Annotated in this window: 13 protein-coding genes; 8 read left to right on the forward strand and 5 right to left on the reverse strand. The window is 70.8% G+C overall.

What is annotated here, in order from left to right:
* Positions 1–4: 4 nt before the first annotated feature.
* Positions 5–2,128 (reverse strand): ATP-dependent DNA helicase UvrD2, encoded by a 2,124-nt coding sequence (locus ABD235_RS28810; RefSeq protein WP_344179752.1) that lies wholly within the window; start codon positions 2,126–2,128, stop codon positions 5–7.
* A 102-nt stretch (positions 2,129–2,230) separates the two neighbouring features.
* Between ABD235_RS28810 and ABD235_RS28815 the strand changes: the two genes are divergently transcribed.
* The gene (locus ABD235_RS28815) at positions 2,231–2,470 is read left to right on the forward strand and encodes a mycoredoxin (protein ID WP_184797056.1); all 240 of its coding nucleotides are present in this window, start codon (positions 2,231–2,233) and stop codon (positions 2,468–2,470) included.
* Positions 2,471–2,476: 6 nt separating this feature from the next.
* On the opposite strand, the gene nudC is transcribed toward ABD235_RS28815, so the two are convergent.
* Positions 2,477–3,400 carry an NAD(+) diphosphatase gene (gene nudC, locus ABD235_RS28820; RefSeq protein ID WP_344179755.1) on the reverse strand — a complete coding sequence of 308 codons (924 nt, stop codon included), beginning with the start codon at positions 3,398–3,400 and terminating at the stop codon, positions 2,477–2,479.
* A gap of 43 nt (positions 3,401–3,443) precedes the next feature.
* Here nudC and deoD point away from each other — a divergent pair, with 43 nt between their 5' ends.
* Together deoD and ABD235_RS28830 are read left to right on the forward strand one after the other, a co-directional pair.
* Positions 3,444–4,157, forward strand: a complete 714-nt coding sequence (deoD, locus tag ABD235_RS28825; protein ID WP_344179758.1) for a purine-nucleoside phosphorylase — start codon at positions 3,444–3,446, stop codon at positions 4,155–4,157.
* 20 nt (positions 4,158–4,177) lie between these two features.
* On the forward strand, positions 4,178–4,708 hold the full coding sequence (locus ABD235_RS28830; RefSeq protein ID WP_344179760.1) for a hypothetical protein: 531 nt from the start codon (positions 4,178–4,180) through the stop codon (positions 4,706–4,708).
* Between the two features lie 37 nt (positions 4,709–4,745).
* Here ABD235_RS28830 and ABD235_RS28835 read toward each other — a convergent pair whose 3' ends face one another.
* Complete coding sequence (locus ABD235_RS28835) at positions 4,746–5,429, reverse strand: GOLPH3/VPS74 family protein (protein WP_344179763.1); 684 nt, start codon at positions 5,427–5,429, stop codon at positions 4,746–4,748.
* 74 nt (positions 5,430–5,503) lie between these two features.
* On the opposite strand from ABD235_RS28835, the gene ABD235_RS28840 reads away from it, so the two are divergent.
* From ABD235_RS28840 to ABD235_RS28860, 5 genes are all read left to right on the forward strand, one after another.
* Complete coding sequence (locus ABD235_RS28840) at positions 5,504–5,950, forward strand: MarR family winged helix-turn-helix transcriptional regulator (RefSeq protein WP_344179765.1); 447 nt, start codon at positions 5,504–5,506, stop codon at positions 5,948–5,950.
* Entirely contained in the window at positions 5,947–7,353 is a 1,407-nt protein-coding gene (locus ABD235_RS28845) for an MFS transporter (protein WP_344179768.1), read from the forward strand. The genes ABD235_RS28840 and ABD235_RS28845 overlap by 4 nt, the downstream gene beginning before the upstream one ends.
* 24 nt (positions 7,354–7,377) lie before the next feature.
* Complete coding sequence (locus ABD235_RS28850; RefSeq protein WP_344179769.1) at positions 7,378–7,671, forward strand: DUF1330 domain-containing protein; 294 nt, start codon at positions 7,378–7,380, stop codon at positions 7,669–7,671.
* Positions 7,672–7,802: 131 nt separating this feature from the next.
* Positions 7,803–8,363 (forward strand): Uma2 family endonuclease, encoded by a 561-nt coding sequence (locus tag ABD235_RS28855; RefSeq protein ID WP_344179771.1) that lies wholly within the window; start codon positions 7,803–7,805, stop codon positions 8,361–8,363.
* A gap of 68 nt (positions 8,364–8,431) precedes the next feature.
* Positions 8,432–8,989 (forward strand): Uma2 family endonuclease, encoded by a 558-nt coding sequence (locus tag ABD235_RS28860; protein ID WP_344179773.1) that lies wholly within the window; start codon positions 8,432–8,434, stop codon positions 8,987–8,989.
* Here the strand turns inward: ABD235_RS28860 and ABD235_RS28865 are convergent.
* Both ABD235_RS28865 and ABD235_RS28870 read right to left on the reverse strand, forming a co-directional pair.
* Positions 8,979–12,221 (reverse strand): ATP-dependent helicase, encoded by a 3,243-nt coding sequence (locus tag ABD235_RS28865; protein WP_344179775.1) that lies wholly within the window; start codon positions 12,219–12,221, stop codon positions 8,979–8,981. The two genes, ABD235_RS28860 and ABD235_RS28865, sit on opposite strands and share 11 nt — an antisense overlap.
* Positions 12,221–15,346: an ATP-dependent helicase gene (locus ABD235_RS28870; protein ID WP_425553194.1), complete on the reverse strand. Its 3,126-nt coding sequence runs from the start codon at positions 15,344–15,346 to the stop codon at positions 12,221–12,223. The genes ABD235_RS28865 and ABD235_RS28870 overlap by 1 nt, the downstream gene beginning before the upstream one ends.
* Positions 15,347–15,447 lie beyond the last annotated feature (101 nt).

The following is a 15,447-nucleotide window of genomic DNA, read 5'->3' on the forward strand; positions in this document are numbered from 1 at the left end:
TCAATTACCGACGGGTGCAGATCACGATGACGGGCTCGCCGTACTTGGCCAGCTTGGTGCGGCCGATGCCCGGGATGCGGAGCAGCTCGCGCTCGTCGGTCGGGCGCGCCTCGGCGATCGCGGTCAGCGTGGCGTCGGTGAAGATGACGAACGCCGGGACGCTCTCCTCGGCGGCCCGCTCGGCGCGCCAGGCCAGCAGCTCGTCGTACAGCTGCTGGTCCATCGTCGACGGGCAGTCCTCGCAGCGGCCGAGCTTGCGGGCGCCCGGATCGAGCAGGCCGCGACCGCAGACCCGGCACTTCGGGATCGGCTTGTCCGTCCGCTCCCGTCCGGTCCGGCCCGCCGACTGCCACTCCGTCGCCGCCGGGCGCGACGACCCGCGGATGCCGATCGGGTCGAGGAACCGCGTCGGCCCCCGCGTGCCACGACCGCCCGGCGAGCGCGACGTCGACCAGCTGACGAACAGCTGCTGCTTGGCCCGCGTCACCCCGACGTAGAACAGCCGCCGCTCCTCCTCGACCTGGGTCGGGGTCTGGGCGTAGCTGATCGGCAGGGTCCCCTCGTGGGCCCCGACGATGAACACGCACTCCCACTCCAGGCCCTTGGCCGTGTGCAGCGTCGCCAGCGTGACGCCCTCGGCCAGCGGCGCGTGCTGGATCGTGGCCCGCCGGTCCAGCTCGTTCATCAGGTCGACCAGTCCGGCCTCCGGGTGCGCCTTGGCGAAGTCGGCCGCCATCGTCACCAGCGCGCTCAGCGACTCCCAGCGGTCCCGGACCGCGCCCTTGCCGGCCGGCGGATCCGGCGTCCAGCCTGCCCCACCGAGGACTCCGCGGACGGTCTCCTGCAGGTCGTCACCCGGGTCGCCGCCCTTGACCTGGCCGCGCAGCAGCATCGCCGCCTGCCGGATCTCGGGCCGCTCGAAGAACCGCTCGGCGCCCTTCAGCACGGCGGGGATCTTGCGCTCGGCCAGCGCCTGCTCGAAGTTCTCCGACTGGGCGTTGGTGCGGAACAGCACGGCGATGTCGCGCAGCGCGACGCCCTCGTCGTTCAGCCGCTGGACCGCGCGGGCGACGGCGTCCGCCTCGGCGACCTCGTCGGAGTACTCCCGGTACGTCGGCGCCGGGCCTGGCTCGAGCTGCGAGCGCAACGTGACCCGCCCGGGCAGCCCGGCCGGACCGGCCGCGTCGAGGATCTTGTTCGCCACGTCGACGATCTGCGGGGTCGAGCGGTAGTCACGGACCAGCTTGATCACGTTGGCGTTCGGGTGCTTGGAGGCGAAGCGGACCAGGTTCTCCGGGTCGGCGCCCGCCCAGGAGTAGATGGTCTGCGCCGGGTCGCCGACCACGCAGACGTCGTCGCGGCCGCCGAGCCACAGGTTCAGCAGGCTCTGCTGGATCGGGCTGACGTCCTGGTACTCGTCGACGACGAAGGTCCGGTACTGCCGGCGGATCTCGGCCGCGACCCGCTCGTCCTCAGCCAGCAGGGCGACCGCGCAGAGCAGCACGTCCTCCAGGTCGATCCGGCCGCGCTCCAGCTTCACGTCCTCGTACGCCGCGAAGACGCGCGCGATCGTGGCCGGGTCGAAGGCCGCCAGCGCGCGCCCGGACTGCGGCGCGATCCGGGCGTAGTCGTCGGGCCGGACGTTGCTGACCTTGGCCCACTCGACCTCGCCGGCGAGGTCGCGCAGCGCCGGGGTGTCGACGCGGACCCGGCAGCGGCCGGCCGCCTCGGTGAGCAGCGGGAACTTGCGGTCCGCGATCGGCGGCAGCTCCGAGCCGTACACCTTCGGCCAGAAGAAGCGGGCCTGGCGCAGCGCGGCCGAGTGGAACGTCCGCGCCTGGACGCCGTCGGCGCCGAGCTGGGCGAGCCGGCCGCGCATCTCGCCGGCGGCCCGCTGGGTGAAGGTCACCGCGAGCACCCGGACCGGGTCGTAGGTTCCGGTCCGTACGCCGTACGCGATCCGGTGGGTGATCGCGCGGGTCTTGCCCGTGCCCGCCCCGGCCATCACCACGACCGGTCCGTGCAGAGCGGTGGCGACGGCACGCTGCTCGGGGTCGAGTGCTTCGAGCAGCTCGTCGGCCGAGCGGCTCGCAACGGCACGTGTGATGTCGCTCACGGGGTGAGACATGCGGGAACAGGACCCCTGACGCTGTGGTTCTCCGGTAGGACGGGGTCAACCCTAGACGGGCCGACGGACAAGTCGCCCACGACAGAGACGGAGCGAGCCACGATGGCGGCATTCACGATGTACTCGACACCTTGGTGCGGTTACTGCCACCGCCTGAAGGGCCAGCTGAAGCGGGCCGGCATCGAGTTCACCGAGGTCGACATCGAGCAGACCCCGGGCGCGGCCGAGCTGGTCGAGAAGATCAACAACGGCAACCAGACCGTCCCGACGGTGGTGTTCCCCGACGGGACCTCGATGACCAACCCGAGCCTCGCCCAGGTCGCGGAGAAGCTCGTCGCCTGACGGCGTTCACCAGCTGCCCGGCAGCTCCTCGCCGTACCAGCCTTCGATCAGGCGGCGCGAGATGGAGATGTTGCCGGGCAGCGCGAGGGTCTCGTCCGCGATCTGCGCGGCCAGGTCCTCGCGGCTGAACCAGCGCGCGTCGACGATCTCGTCGTCGTCGACCTCGATCGCGAAGCCGGTCGCCTTGGCGTAGTAGCCGATCATCAGGCTCTGCGGCATCGGCCAGGGCTGCGAACCGGCGTACTCGACGTCGTCGCCGATCACGACACCGGTCTCCTCCAGCACCTCACGCCGTACGGCGGCCTCCAGCGACTCGCCCGGCTCGACGAAGCCGGCCAGCGTGGAGTAGCGGCCCTCGGGCCAGTTCTCGTTGCGGCCGAGCAGCGCGCGGTCCTGGTCGTCGGTGACGAGCACGATGATGGCCGGGTCGCTGCGCGGGAAGTGGTGCATGCCGCAGTCGGGACAGTCGCGGACGTGCCCGGCGTCGACGACGACGGTGTGGGCGCCGCAGTTCGAGCAGTGCGTGTTGATCGCGTGCCAGTTGGCCAGGCCGACCAGGTTGACGGCGATCCCGGCCTCGCGGTCGTTCAGCACGGCGCCGAGCTCGCGCAGTCCGGCGTACGACGGCTCGGGCTCGCCGGGCACGATGACGCCGAACACGGCGCGGCCTTCCGCCGTACGGCCGGCTCCGGCCTCGCGGTCGATGCCGAGGAAGATCCGCTGACCCTCCGGCGCTCCGGCCGGCGGCACGAAGCGCAGCGCCGTCCGGGACTCGTCGACGGCCAGCTGCTCGCCCTTCAGCAGCGCCACCTGCGTCTCCGGCGCGGCCCAGGCCTTGGCCAGCCACTCCTCGTCGCGGCGGCGGTCGGCCGCACGGTCGAGGACGGAACGGGACAGCGCGAGGGAACCGGGAACGATCGAGTAAGCCACGTCATCAAACTATCCCGGCCGCCAACCGTGAGAGCATCCCGGCATGAGTATTCACATCGCCGCCGAGAAGGGACAGATCGCTCCGCGCGTGCTGTTCCCCGGTGACCCGCTGCGGGCGCAGTGGATCGCCGAGACCTACCTGTCGGACGTGACCAAGTACAACGAGGTCCGGAACATGTTCGGCTTCACCGGGACCTACAAGGGCGAGCGCGTCTCCGTCCAGGGCTCCGGGATGGGGCAGGCGTCGGCCTCGATCTACGCCCACGAGCTGTTCGCCGAGTACGACGTGCAGACCCTGATCCGGGTCGGCACCTGCGGGGCGCTGACCGAGAAGGTCAAGATCCGCGACGTGATCGTCGCGATGTCGGCCAGCACCGACTCGCAGATGAACCGGCTGCGCTTCCACGGCATCGACTACGCGCCGACCGCCGACTACCAGCTGCTGCGCGCCGCGGCCGACGCCGCCGCCGCGGCCGGGCTGAACGTGCACGTCGGCCAGGTGTTCTCCGGCGACCTGTTCTACAACGACCGGCCCGACCTGGTCTCGCGGACCGCGGAGTACGGCGTCCTGGGCATCGAGATGGAGGCCTCGGCGCTGTACACGCTGGCCGCCAAGTTCGGCCGCCGCGCGCTCGGCATCATGACGGTCTCGGACCACCTGATCACCAAGGAGGAGACGTCGGCCGAGGAGCGGCAGACCACCTTCTCCGAGATGATCACCATCGCGCTCGACGCGGCCGTCGAGGTGCCGGTCTGAACCGGTACGCCGTCACCTTGGTGAGCACTGCCCTGCTCATCGGTACCACGGCCTGCTCCAGTGACGACAAGACGTCCGGTGAGGCTCCGGTCGCTGCGCCTACCAGCGCAGCAGCCAGTACTACCCCGTCCGAAGCCGGTGCTCCCCCGTCCGACCTGTCCGCCGGGCAGGTCGTCGCCGGCCTGACCGGCGCGGGCTACAAGTGCGGCCGGGACGGCGACTACGCGATCTGTACGACGGGCCCGGTGGCGGTGTGGGTGCTGACCGGCGACCACAAGCGCCCACCGGTGGTCTCCCTGCACTCGCTCGGCACGGCCGAGACGGCCACCAGCGAGATCGGCAAGGTACTGCCGCAGGCGCTGGAGATCGCGCACGTCGTACCGGCTCAGAAGATCACCGAGTGGTTCGGTCAGCAGGCGGGCAAGACCACCGCGCAGGTGACCGAAGGCGACTGGCAGGTGGAGCTGTCGGTCGAGACGGACACCGAGGAGCCGGGTGCCCACCTGTCCTTGATGGACCGCCTCTGCAAGGCCGACTGCACGGCCGAGTAGTTCTGTGGGGTGCCACCTGATGGTGGCACCCCTCTGCTCAGGAGCTGCCCGATGCGGCGGCGCTGGACGAGGCCACGACGATGCTGGCGGTGATGGCTGCCTGCATGTCCTGCACAGCACGCCGTACGGCGGCCGCGGCCCAATCAGACTCGGCGATCTCCTTCGCACGCCGCTTCAGCGCCTTCCGGTCGACCGCGTCGGTCACCACCTTCGGTACGACGTCCAGGGCGCTCAGCAGCGCGATCAGCGCACCGGTCCGCTCGTCCGGCTGGGTGCCGAGCTTCAGGACGTTCTCCAGCGACGCCCGGATCTCCCGCTCGTGCTGCGCGTCCTTGGCCGGCCAGCGGGTGACCGGGAACAGACCGAGTACCTTGTTCTCCTCCGCCTGCAGGATGCCGCGTTCGGCGAGCCGCTGCAGGAGCGGGTCGCGCAGCTTCTTGGACAGCTTGCCCATCACGTCCTTGGGCCTCTTGCCGGCCTTGTCGACCACGACGGCCAGTCGCTCGTCCAGCAGCGCGTCACCGGTCGGCGACGGGTCCAGCACCTTCAGCCGTCCCGGCTTGCCGTCGTCGCCCTCGGTGGTGATGTCCACCTTGCCCAGCAGCGTCAGCTCGACCACGACGGCTCCGGCCAGCCCGTAGTCCAGGCCGGGCGAGCCGGCGAGCGGCTTGCCGGTCTCGTCGTCGTACAGGAGCAGGAGCAGGTCTTCGGCGATCAACATGCTCTCACCGTAGAACCTGCCAAGCTCACCATGAATTCCATAAACAGTAAATATAACGATGTTATGCTTCAGGAATGAGTCGTCACGACGCGACCGCCGCCATCGGGGCAGCCCTCTACGGGCTGGCCACCCGGGCCGTGAGACGCCTGCCCCGGGACATGAGCCTGACGTCCGCCGCCACCCTCGCCACCCTGGACCGGACCGGCCCGCGGCGCATCACCGATCTGGCCGCGGTCGAGGGCGTCACCCAGCCCGCGATGACCGCCCTCGTCCGGGTGATGGAGGAGTCCGGCCTGGTGGAGCGGTGGGGCGACGCGTCCGACAGGCGGGTCACGCTGGTGTGCCTGACCGAGGCCGGCGCCGCCTACGTCCGGACGCGGCGCCAGGCGGGCGTCGATGCGTTCGAGCAGCTGATCGACAAGCTCACCGGCGACGAGGTCGAGGCGCTGGTGGCGGCCCTTCCGGCACTGAAGCATCTGGCCGAGCTCGAGAGCCAGGACCGCGAAGGGCCGACACAGTGATCCGGAGCGCTGCACCGAAGCAGGCCGAGCTGCGGCTGCTGGTCCCCTCCCTGATGTTCGTCGCCCTGGTCGTGGCGGCGGTCGCCAGCCTCGGGGCGCCGCTCATTACCAGCGTGGCGACCACGTTCCACGTCCCGCTCGGCAGCGCCCAGTGGACGCTGACCATCGCGTTGCTCAGCGGGGCTGTCGCCACGCCGGTCCTCGGCCGGCTCGGAGCAGGCCCCCACCGGCGAGCCGCGATTCTCGTCACGCTGGCGGTCGTCGTCGCCGGCAGCGCACTCACCGTGCTCCCCCTGCCGTTCGCCTGGCTGCTCGTCGGCAGGGCCGCTCAAGGCGTCGGGCTCGGTCTGACGGCGCTGATGATGGGCGTGGCCCGCGACCACCTCCCCGAGGCGCGCAGCGCGGCCACCATCGCCCTGATCTCGGTCGTCTCGATCATCGGGATCGGCGTCGGCTACCCCCTCGCCGGGCTGCTCGCCGAACTCGGCGGGGTGCGCGCCGCCTACGGCTTCGGTCTGCTCGTCACCGCCGTCGCCTTCCTGACCGCGTGGCGCTCCATGCCCGAAGCCCCCGCGGGCCGCACGGCCCACCTGGACGTGGCAGGCGCCGTCGTTCTGGCCGCGGCGCTGCTCCTGGTGCTGTTCCTCGCCGGCGAACGGAATCTGTGGAGCCGGCACCTCGCCGTGGCGGCAGGCCTCGCCGTCGTCGCGGTGGTGCTGCTCTGCGTCTGGGTCGTCGTCGAGCTGCGCAGTACGACGCCACTGGTCGATGTGCGGGCGGTGCGGCACCCGGCGGTCGCCGGGGCGAACCTCGCCATGTTCGTCGGCGGGATCGGCATGTACCTCCTGCTCACGCTCATCACCCGGTACGCGCAGACCCCGGACGGCGCCGGCTACGGCTTCGGACTGACGACCTTCGTCGCCGGACTGATCCTCGTCCCCTTCTCGCTGCTGGGGTTCGTCGCCGGCAAGCTCACGCCGCGGGTCCGGACGCGGATCGCCGATCCCCTGCTGCTGGCCGGCAGCGCCGTCGTGGTCGGCGGCGGGTTCGCCCTGTTCGCGGCGGCCCGGTCGGATCTGGTCGAGCTGTTCGCGGCGATGGGCGTGCTCGGCTTCGGCGTCGGCGGCTTCTCGGCCGCGATGCCCGGCGTCATCCTCGCCGTCACTCCCCAGAGCGAGACGTCGAGCGCCATGAGCTTCAACTACGTCGTCCGCAGCGTCGGGTTCGCCCTCGGCAGCGCAGTCGGCGGCCTGATCCTCGCCGCGGGCACCGGCCCCGGCCACCTCTTCCCCGACGACAGCGCCTACACCACCGCGGCGCTGGTCGGCCTCGGCGCCATGGCGATCACGACGCTGACCAGCCTCGCTCTCGCCCGCCGACGCTCGTCCGGGACCAACCCGTAAGTCACCCCACCACTGGAGGTTTCCATGCCCAAGGGCTACTGGGTCAGCGCCTACCGCACCATTTCGGACCCCGAGAAGCTGGCCGCCTACGGCGAGCTGGCCGGTCCGGCCGTCCGGGCCTTCGGCGGACGGACTCTCGTCCGTGGCGGCCGGATCGTCGCGCACGACGCCGGGATCGCCGAACGCACCGTCCTGGTCGAGTTCGACAGCTTCGAGCAGGCCGTCGCGGCCCACGAGAGCGCGGCCTACCAGGAAGCGCTGGCCGCCCTCGCCGACGGCGTCGAGCGCGACTTTCGCATCGTCGAAGGCCTCGACTGACCGAGCCACCTTGCCGAACCGGCGGCGGGGTCGCCGATCGATCCCCCGCCGGACTGCTCAACCAGCAGAGCATCCGGGGCAGATCCGCCGAAGCCCCATCACCGGTCACCCCACCAGACGATCCTGTTGCGATGCCCCCCGGAACCCCTCGCACCCTCGAGCCCGGCCGTTTCACGCTCGCCGACCTGGACTCGCTGCCGGACGGCCTGCGCCACGAGCTCATCGGCGGTCAGCTCCTCGTCACCCCACCGCCCCTGCGCAGCCACCAACGGGCCGCCGGTCAGCTGATGCTGGTGCTCCACAAGAACTGCCCGAGTGAGCTGGAGGTCTTCCCAGGTCCGTTGGAGTTTCGCCCAGCCGCTGGGCATGTGCTCCTGCCCGATCTGCTGGTGTGCCGGCGCGAGGACGTCGGTCTGCGGAGTATCGATCGATTGGTTCTGGCCGTCGAGATCCTCTCGCCGACGACGCGCACGGTCGATCACGTGCTCAAGCGGGCTCTGTATGCGGACGCTGGCGTCGCCTCGTACTGGCTGTTCGATCCTGAGGCGGAGGAGCTGACGGTGCTCGAGCTGGTCGGCAGCGCCTATGTAGAGCGGGCTGTTGTCAAGGGCAACGAGATCTTCGAGGCGAGCTTGCCGTTTGTCGTGCCCGTGGTGCCCAGCGCGCTCGTGCGGCCGGTCAACGGGGGCTGATCGGGGCACGGTGGGGCAGATCGTGATCTGGCCTGCTGGGGAAGGCGCTGGTGGGTGAGCGTTGGGGTATGAGCGACGCTTCGGGGTGTGGGTGGGTGCCGGCGGGTGATGGGTTCTCGGTGGCTGAGCTGGGGAAGTTGCCGGGGCGATTGGTGTGCGAGTTGGTGGATGGGGTTCTGGTGGCGGCGCCGCATGGTGGGGCGGCGCGGCAGGGGGTAGTGCTGGAGCTGGGATTTCTGCTGCGCCGGAACAGTCCGGCGCAGTTTCAGGTGATGGTCGGACCGGTGGAGTACCAGCTCGGCGAGCGGACTCTGCTGCAGCCGGATGCGTTGGTGTGCCCCGGCGGGCGGCTGCCGCGTGGGCCGGTGAGAGGTCCGGTGCAGCTGGTGGTCGAGGTCGTGTCGGAGGTGACCCGGACGATCGATCACGTGCTGAAGAGGAGCTTGTACGAGCGGGCCGGCGTACCGGCGTACTGGCTGTTCGATCCGGAGGCGCGGGAGCTGACCGTCCTGGAGCTTGCCGACGGCAAGTACGTGGAAACGGCGGTGGTGAAGGGGGACGACGTCTACTCGGCGACCACGCCGTTTCCGGTGAAGGTGGTGCCGGGCGAGTTGGTCAGTTGTTGAGGAGCTCGATCAGGGCTTCACGCGTGGGCAGGTTGTCGGGGCGGACCACGTCGCCGGTGCGCACGTAGTAGAAGGCAGCGCCGACCTGGTGCAGTGGCAGACCGACGAGCTCGGCCCAGGCGACTCGGTAGATCGCCAGCTGGAGCGGGTCGGCAGTTTCGCTGCGACTCGTCTTCCAGTCGATGACGTCGTAGCCGCGAGAGCCGTCCGGGCGGACGGACTGGTAGACGGCGTCGATGCGGCCGCGGACGACGCGGCCGCCGATGGACAGCGCGAACGGCGCCTCGATCTCGTACGGCGCGCGTTCGCCGAACGGGCCGACGCGGAAGGCGTCCATCAGTTCGGTCAGGTCGGTGTCGTCGACGATCCCCTCGTCGGCGGCACCGGGCAGATCGTCCGGGTCGATCAAGAACTGCTGGCCGAAGTAGCTCTCGACCCACGCATGGAAGCGGGTGCCGAAGCGAGCGGCACGGTTCGGTTTGCGGGGCATCGGGCGGGCCAGCTCGGAGGCGAGGCCGTCGGGGTCCTTGGCCAGGCGCATCACCTGCGTCGCCGACAACGAGCGCGGGAGCTCCACGTCGTACGCCTTACGACTGCGGCTCTCCCGGGCCTCGGTCAGCAAGCGCTCGATCTCGGAGTCCCAGCGAGCGACAGTCGCCTGCTCGTCCAAGAACAGCGACTCCTCGGCCTCGAGCGAAGGACCCTCGGCCCGCGACAGCTGGACCAACGCGGCGCCCTCGAGCCGACGCTCGTACGCCGGCAGGTCGTACGGCGCAGGCCAGGCCGCCTGCGTCTGCTCGGCAAGCTCCGGGTTCTCATCGTTCAACTCCGGCTGATCAGCCCACGAGACCACCCGCTCCCCCGCGTGCTTCTTCAGCACCTCCAGGTACGCCGACGGGCCGCGCGGGCGCTTCTGCGTCGGGCCCCACCAGTGTCCGGTCGCGATCAGCACCTCCTTCGCCCGTGTGAACGCGACGTACCCGAGCCGCCGTTCCTCCAGCGCGTTGACCTGCTTGCACTCGTCGGCGAACGCCTTCAGCCCGGCGTTCGACAAGTCGTGGAAGTCGGGCAGCGTGTCCGCGTCACCGCGCAACGGCCACGGCAGCACCTTCGCGTTGGTCGTCCACTTGTCGCGCCCGCGGTCGGACGGGAACACCTTGTTCACCAGCGTCGGCACGAACACGACCGGCCACTCCAGGCCCTTCGACCGGTGCGTGGTCAGCAGCTTCACCGAGTCCGCCTCACTCGGTACGGCGAGGTCGAGGCCCGCGGCGTACTCCTCCTCGGCCGCCAGGTACGCCAGCAACCCGTCCAGCGAGCCGTCCGACTCGGTCGACACGAAGTTGCCCACGGCATCCAAGAACGCGGCCAGGTGGTCGCGCCGGCCGGAGTCCACGTGGTCCGGGGTCGCGGTCAGCTCGACGTCGAGCCCGATCGTGCTGATCACGCGGCGGACCAGGTCGAGCAGCGGCTCCCCGGCGTGCGCGCGCAGCTCCCGCAGCTCGGTCGACAACTCGACGAAGCGCTCGAGCGCCTCCGCCGAGTACCCCCAGGCAGCAGGCCCCGGGTCGTCGACGGCCTCGGCGAGCGAGATCACCTCGGTCGAGTCCATCCCGGCGACGGCCGCGTCCAGCGCCGCGACCAGGTCGTCGGCGGCCGGGCGGTCACCGCCGTCGGCCAGCATGCGCGAACGGTTCGCCAGCAGGGCGAGGTCCCGATGCCCGATCCGGAACCGCGGCCCGGTCAGGATCCGCAGCATCGCGGCGTTCGCGGTCAGGTCGTTGACCGCCTGCAGCGTGGCGACGACGTCGACCACCTCGGGCAGCGCGAGCAGCCCGCCCAGACCGACGACCTCGACCGGCACCTTGCGCGCGATCAGCGCCTCGTGCACGGCGGACAGGTCGACGTTGGTCCGCATCAGGATGCCGATGTCCTTCCACTTCCGGTTCGGCAGCTTGTGCGCGGCGACGATCGAGTCGGCGATCCACTCGATCTCCTGCGAACGCGTCTCGAACAGCCCGACCGTGATCGCGCCCTCGGGCGCACCGTCCGGCGCTTCCAGCGGGATGACGCCCGGGTGCTGCTCGTACAGCTCGGTGGCGTGCTCGTTCGCCGCGGCGAGGATGCGGCTACCGCAGCGGCGATTCACGCTCAGCACGTACCGCCGGGCAGGCGTTCCGTCGGCCTGCCGGAAGTGCTCGGGGAACTCGTCCAGGTTCGCGACCGAGGCACCACGCCAGCCGTAGATGGCCTGACACGGGTCACCGACCGCGGTCACCGGATGACCGCGTCCCGACGAAGGATCGGCGCCGGCGAACAAGGCTGTCAGCATCCGCCGCTGCGACACCGAGGTGTCCTGGTACTCGTCGAGCAGGACCACCTTGTAGCGCCCGCGCTCGATCGCCGGCACCTCCGGGCACTCCTCCGCGAGCCGCGCGCCAAGCGCCATCTGGTCCGCGAAGTCGACGACCCCGCGCTCGACCTTGTACGCCTGGTACTCCTCGACCAGCTGCAGGATCTCGCCACGCTTCAACGCGGTCTCGGCGAGCTTCTTCACGTCGACGGTCTGCTTGCGCGCGGCCGCGACCTCCTGCCGCACGGCCTCGTCGTGGTCGCGGATCTGGTCAGCGCTCAGGAGATGGTCGGCCAGCTCACCGTCGAGCGAGAGCAAGCTGTTCACCAGGGTCGGTACGTGGTGCGACGCGTGCCGGATCGGACCGGCCGAGCGTCGTACGACGCGTCCGGCGAGCTGGAAGCGCGTCGCGTCGGCCAGCACGCGGACGTCGGGTTCGAGGCCGAGGCGCAGCCCGTGCTCGGCGATCAGCGTGCCGGCGAAGGCGTGGTACGTCGAGACGACCGGTTCGCCGGGCTCCTCGGGCTCCCAGTTCGGCACGTTCTTGCGCAGGTGCGCGGCGAGCAGCGGGTGCTGGTCGGGCGGCAAGGTCGAGCCGAGCACGCCGGCCTTGGTGAGGTCCTCGCGGATCCGGACGTCGAGCTCGTTGGCGGCCTTCTTGGTGAAGGTCAGCCCGAGCACCTCCTCCGGCTTCACCTGCCCGGTGCAGATCAGCCACACCACGCGCGCCGCCATCGCGGTCGTCTTGCCCGATCCCGCACCGGCGACAATCACGCCCGGCGCCAGCGGAGCGGTGATCGCCTCCAGCTGCTGGTCGCTGAAGGGAATCCCGAGCAGGTCGACCAGGTCAGCGGTGGTTTCCAGCTTCGCGGCAGTCATCAGACGATCTCCCTCCCCTCCGGCTGAATCGGACACAAACCCCGTACGTCGCACCGCGTGCACCCGTCGTTCCGCTTGGCGGTGAACTCCTCCGAGCGGACCATCGCCTCGGCGTTCTCGACCGCGTCGTCGAGCCAGGTGCGACCGTCGTCGTCCGGCTCCAGCGGCGCCTGCCCCTGGACCTTCGGCAGGCCGATGTCGTCGTGCCGCAGCTGCACCAGCTCGGCGCCACCGCTCTCCGCGTCCTCACCCAGCAACTTCAGCTGCCGGGAAGCGATCGCGCGCTGGTAGATCGCGAGCTGCACGTGCCGCTCGAGCGCCGGTTTGGTCGGCACCGTGCGGCCGGTCTTCAGGTCGATGACGCGGATCTTGCCGTCGCCGTCCTGCTCGATCCGGTCCATCCGGCCCTTGACCTGAACGCCGGGCTTCTCCTCGTCCGGCAGCAGCACACTGAAGTCCACCTCGGAGCCGATCAACCGGCGATCCGGCCGGCCCTGGTGCCACGCGACGAACCGCCGCAGCGCCTGCTCGGCCTCGACCCGCTCCCGGTCCGAGATCCATGACGACTCGAACTCCAACTGCGTCCACACCTTGTCGAGCCAACCGTTCAGCTCGTCGGCGTCCGGCGGCAGCGTCCCGGTCGCGACCGCGTCGGCCAGCGTGTGCAGCACCATGCCGAACCCGATCGCCGCCGTACTGGGGGTCTCGCCACCGGCCTTCCGCTGCAGGAACCAGCGCAGCGGGCAGTCGACGATCGTCGTCAAGGCGCTGCCGGACAACGGCACCGGCTCGTCCTCGACCGCGATCGGCACCTCGGACCGAGTCCGCTCGCGCACACCCCACCAGCGCTCCGGATCGGCCGACGGGACCAGCGAGTACCCCCGCTCGTCCACGGCATCGGCCAACGCAGCGAGCCGGTCCGCCGCGACCCGCTTCAACGCGGGCGACGACGCCGGATCGGCCAGCACGCAGCGCAGATCCGCCACCAGCCCCGGCAAGGACAAGGGCCGCCGCGGCCGGCCGGCGACCAGTTTCAAAGGAATGTCCAACTCGGCCAGCAACCGCGACGGCTGATCCCCGTCGGCCTCCGGCGCCTGCACCGCCGTCACGATCAGCCGCTCCCGCGCCCGCGTGATCGCGACGTAGAACAGCCGTCGCTCCTCGGCCAGGATCGCGCCGGCCGACAGCGGCTCGACCAGCCCGTCCGGGCCGAGCCGGTCCGGCTCCAGCAGAGATCCCCGCCGCCGCAGGTCCGGCCACTGCCCTTCCTGCACGCTCGCGACCACGACGAGCCGCCACTGCAGCCCCTTCGACCGGTGCGCGGTCATCAGCTGCACACCGGTTTCACGGTACGTCGCGTCGTACCGATTGTCGCCCGCGATGTCCAGGTTCTCCAGCTCGCTCAGGAACGCCGAGACGCCCTTGAACCCGACCTGCTCCTCGGCCCGGCCGGCCGCGTCGAACAGCGCGCACAGCGAGTCGAGGTCCCGGTTCGCCGCGCGGGCCACCTCGCCGCCGCTGTTGGCCTGACCGCGCAACCGGCGCAGCCACGGCGACTCCGACCACAGCGACCACATCACCTCGTCCGGCGCGGCGCCGGCGTTCACAATGTTCCTTGCCTTGAGCAACCTCTCGCCGAGCGCCACGAAACGCGCCTCGGCCGGTGACGCCTGCTCGTCCAGCAGCAACGGGTCGAGCATCGCCTCGCGCAGCAGCTCGTCCGACGACCGCGGCAGCCGCTGACCGCCCGCGCGCTCGCGATCCCGCTTCCGCAGTACGCGCGCCAGCCGCCGCAGCTGTCCGGCGTCCATCGCCCCCAACGGCGACAACGCCAGCGCCCTGACGACGTCGACCGTCAACGTCGACGGATCCGCGACAGCCCGCAGCGCCAGCAGCATCGGCCGTACGGCGGGCTCACGCGACAGCGGCAGCTCGTCGCCGGCCACGTCGACCGGGATCCCCGCGGCGGCCAGCGCACGCCGCAGCGGCGGGATCGAGATGCTGCCGGACCGGACCAGCACGGCCATCTCGTGCCAGCCGACGCCGTCCTGAACGTGCGCCCGGCGCAGCAGATCCGCGATGTGCTCCAGCTCGGCGCCGCTGGTCGAGTACAGGTTGGCCTCGACCTTGCCCGGGCCGAAGACGCAGCCGCTCGCGTCGGGATTGCGGAACCGCTCGAAGGTGTCGCGGTCGAGTGTGCCCGGCACGCCGAGCCGGTTGACCACGTTGCGCGAGACGCGCAGCAGCGTCGTACCGAACCGTCGTGTCGTCGCCAGCGCGATCTGGTCGGCCGGCTCGCCGTTGACCTTCGGGAACTCCTCGGTGAAGCGCAGCAGCCCGCGGACGTCGGCGCCGCGGAAGGTGTAGATCGACTGGTCCGGGTCGCCGACCACGACCAGGTCGCGGCCGTCGCCGGCGATCGCCTGCAGCAGCTTGGTCTGACCCGGATCGGTGTCCTGGTACTCGTCGACGAAGACGACCTTGAACTCCTCGCGCAGCTTCGCCTGGACCTGCGGCTGCTGCGCCAGGATCACGGCGCGGTGGATCAGCTCGGAGTAGTCCAGCACCTGCTCGTGGTCGAGGATCTGCAGGTACTCCTCGAAGAAGTCGCCGACCGCCACCCACTCCGGCCGGCTCGCCGACTGGCCGATCGCGGACAGGTCCTCCGGGTCGAGCCCGAGCTGCCGCGCCTTGCCGATCACGGCCTGCACCTCGTCGGTGAACCCGCGGGTCTTGAGCGCCGGGTGCAGACTGCTCGGCCAGTGCACGACGCCGACCTCGCGACTTCCGCCGAGCACCTCACTCAACCGCAGCGACTGCTCCGGCCCCGAAGGCAGGCGCAGCGGTACGTCGAAGGCGTCGGCCGGCGTGAACCGCCGCAGCAACGCGTAGCAGAACGAGTGGAACGTCATCGACGGCATCACTCGCGTCGTCTTGCCCAACCGCCCGGTGATGCGATCCCGCAGCTCGGTCGCGGCTTTGCGCCCGAACGTCAGCACGAGCACCTGGTCGGGGCTCAGCCCGCGGTTCGCGACGCGGTCGACGACGGCCTCGACGAGCGTCGTCGTCTTGCCCGTCCCCGGTCCGGCCAGGACGAGCAGCGGCCCACCCGGGTGATCGACCACCGACTGCTGATCAGTGTCCAGAACCGGCGCAGGGGAAGGCCCTTCCGCTCGCCCTGCCGGCTTCACCAGCCGATACCGGGACCCTGTTCTGCTGACCACTC

It is taken from the genome of Kribbella lupini (assembly GCF_039529595.1).
In the GTDB taxonomy this organism is placed as follows: Bacteria; Actinomycetota; Actinomycetes; order Propionibacteriales; family Kribbellaceae; genus Kribbella; species Kribbella lupini.

Coding starts and splice junctions, on each gene's coding strand:
- ABD235_RS28810 (WP_344179752.1), bottom strand. CDS start 2,128: ATGTCTCACCCCGTGAGCGACATCACACGTGCCGTTGCGAGCCGCTCG.
- ABD235_RS28815 (WP_184797056.1), top strand. CDS start 2,231: ATGGCGGCATTCACGATGTACTCGACACCTTGGTGCGGTTACTGCCAC.
- deoD (WP_344179758.1), top strand. CDS start 3,444: ATGAGTATTCACATCGCCGCCGAGAAGGGACAGATCGCTCCGCGCGTG.
- ABD235_RS28835 (WP_344179763.1), bottom strand. CDS start 5,429: ATGTTGATCGCCGAAGACCTGCTCCTGCTCCTGTACGACGACGAGACC.
- ABD235_RS28840 (WP_344179765.1), top strand. CDS start 5,504: ATGAGTCGTCACGACGCGACCGCCGCCATCGGGGCAGCCCTCTACGGG.
- ABD235_RS28850 (WP_344179769.1), top strand. CDS start 7,378: ATGCCCAAGGGCTACTGGGTCAGCGCCTACCGCACCATTTCGGACCCC.
- ABD235_RS28855 (WP_344179771.1), top strand. CDS start 7,803: ATGCCCCCCGGAACCCCTCGCACCCTCGAGCCCGGCCGTTTCACGCTC.
- ABD235_RS28860 (WP_344179773.1), top strand. CDS start 8,432: ATGAGCGACGCTTCGGGGTGTGGGTGGGTGCCGGCGGGTGATGGGTTC.
- ABD235_RS28865 (WP_344179775.1), bottom strand. CDS start 12,221: ATGACTGCCGCGAAGCTGGAAACCACCGCTGACCTGGTCGACCTGCTC.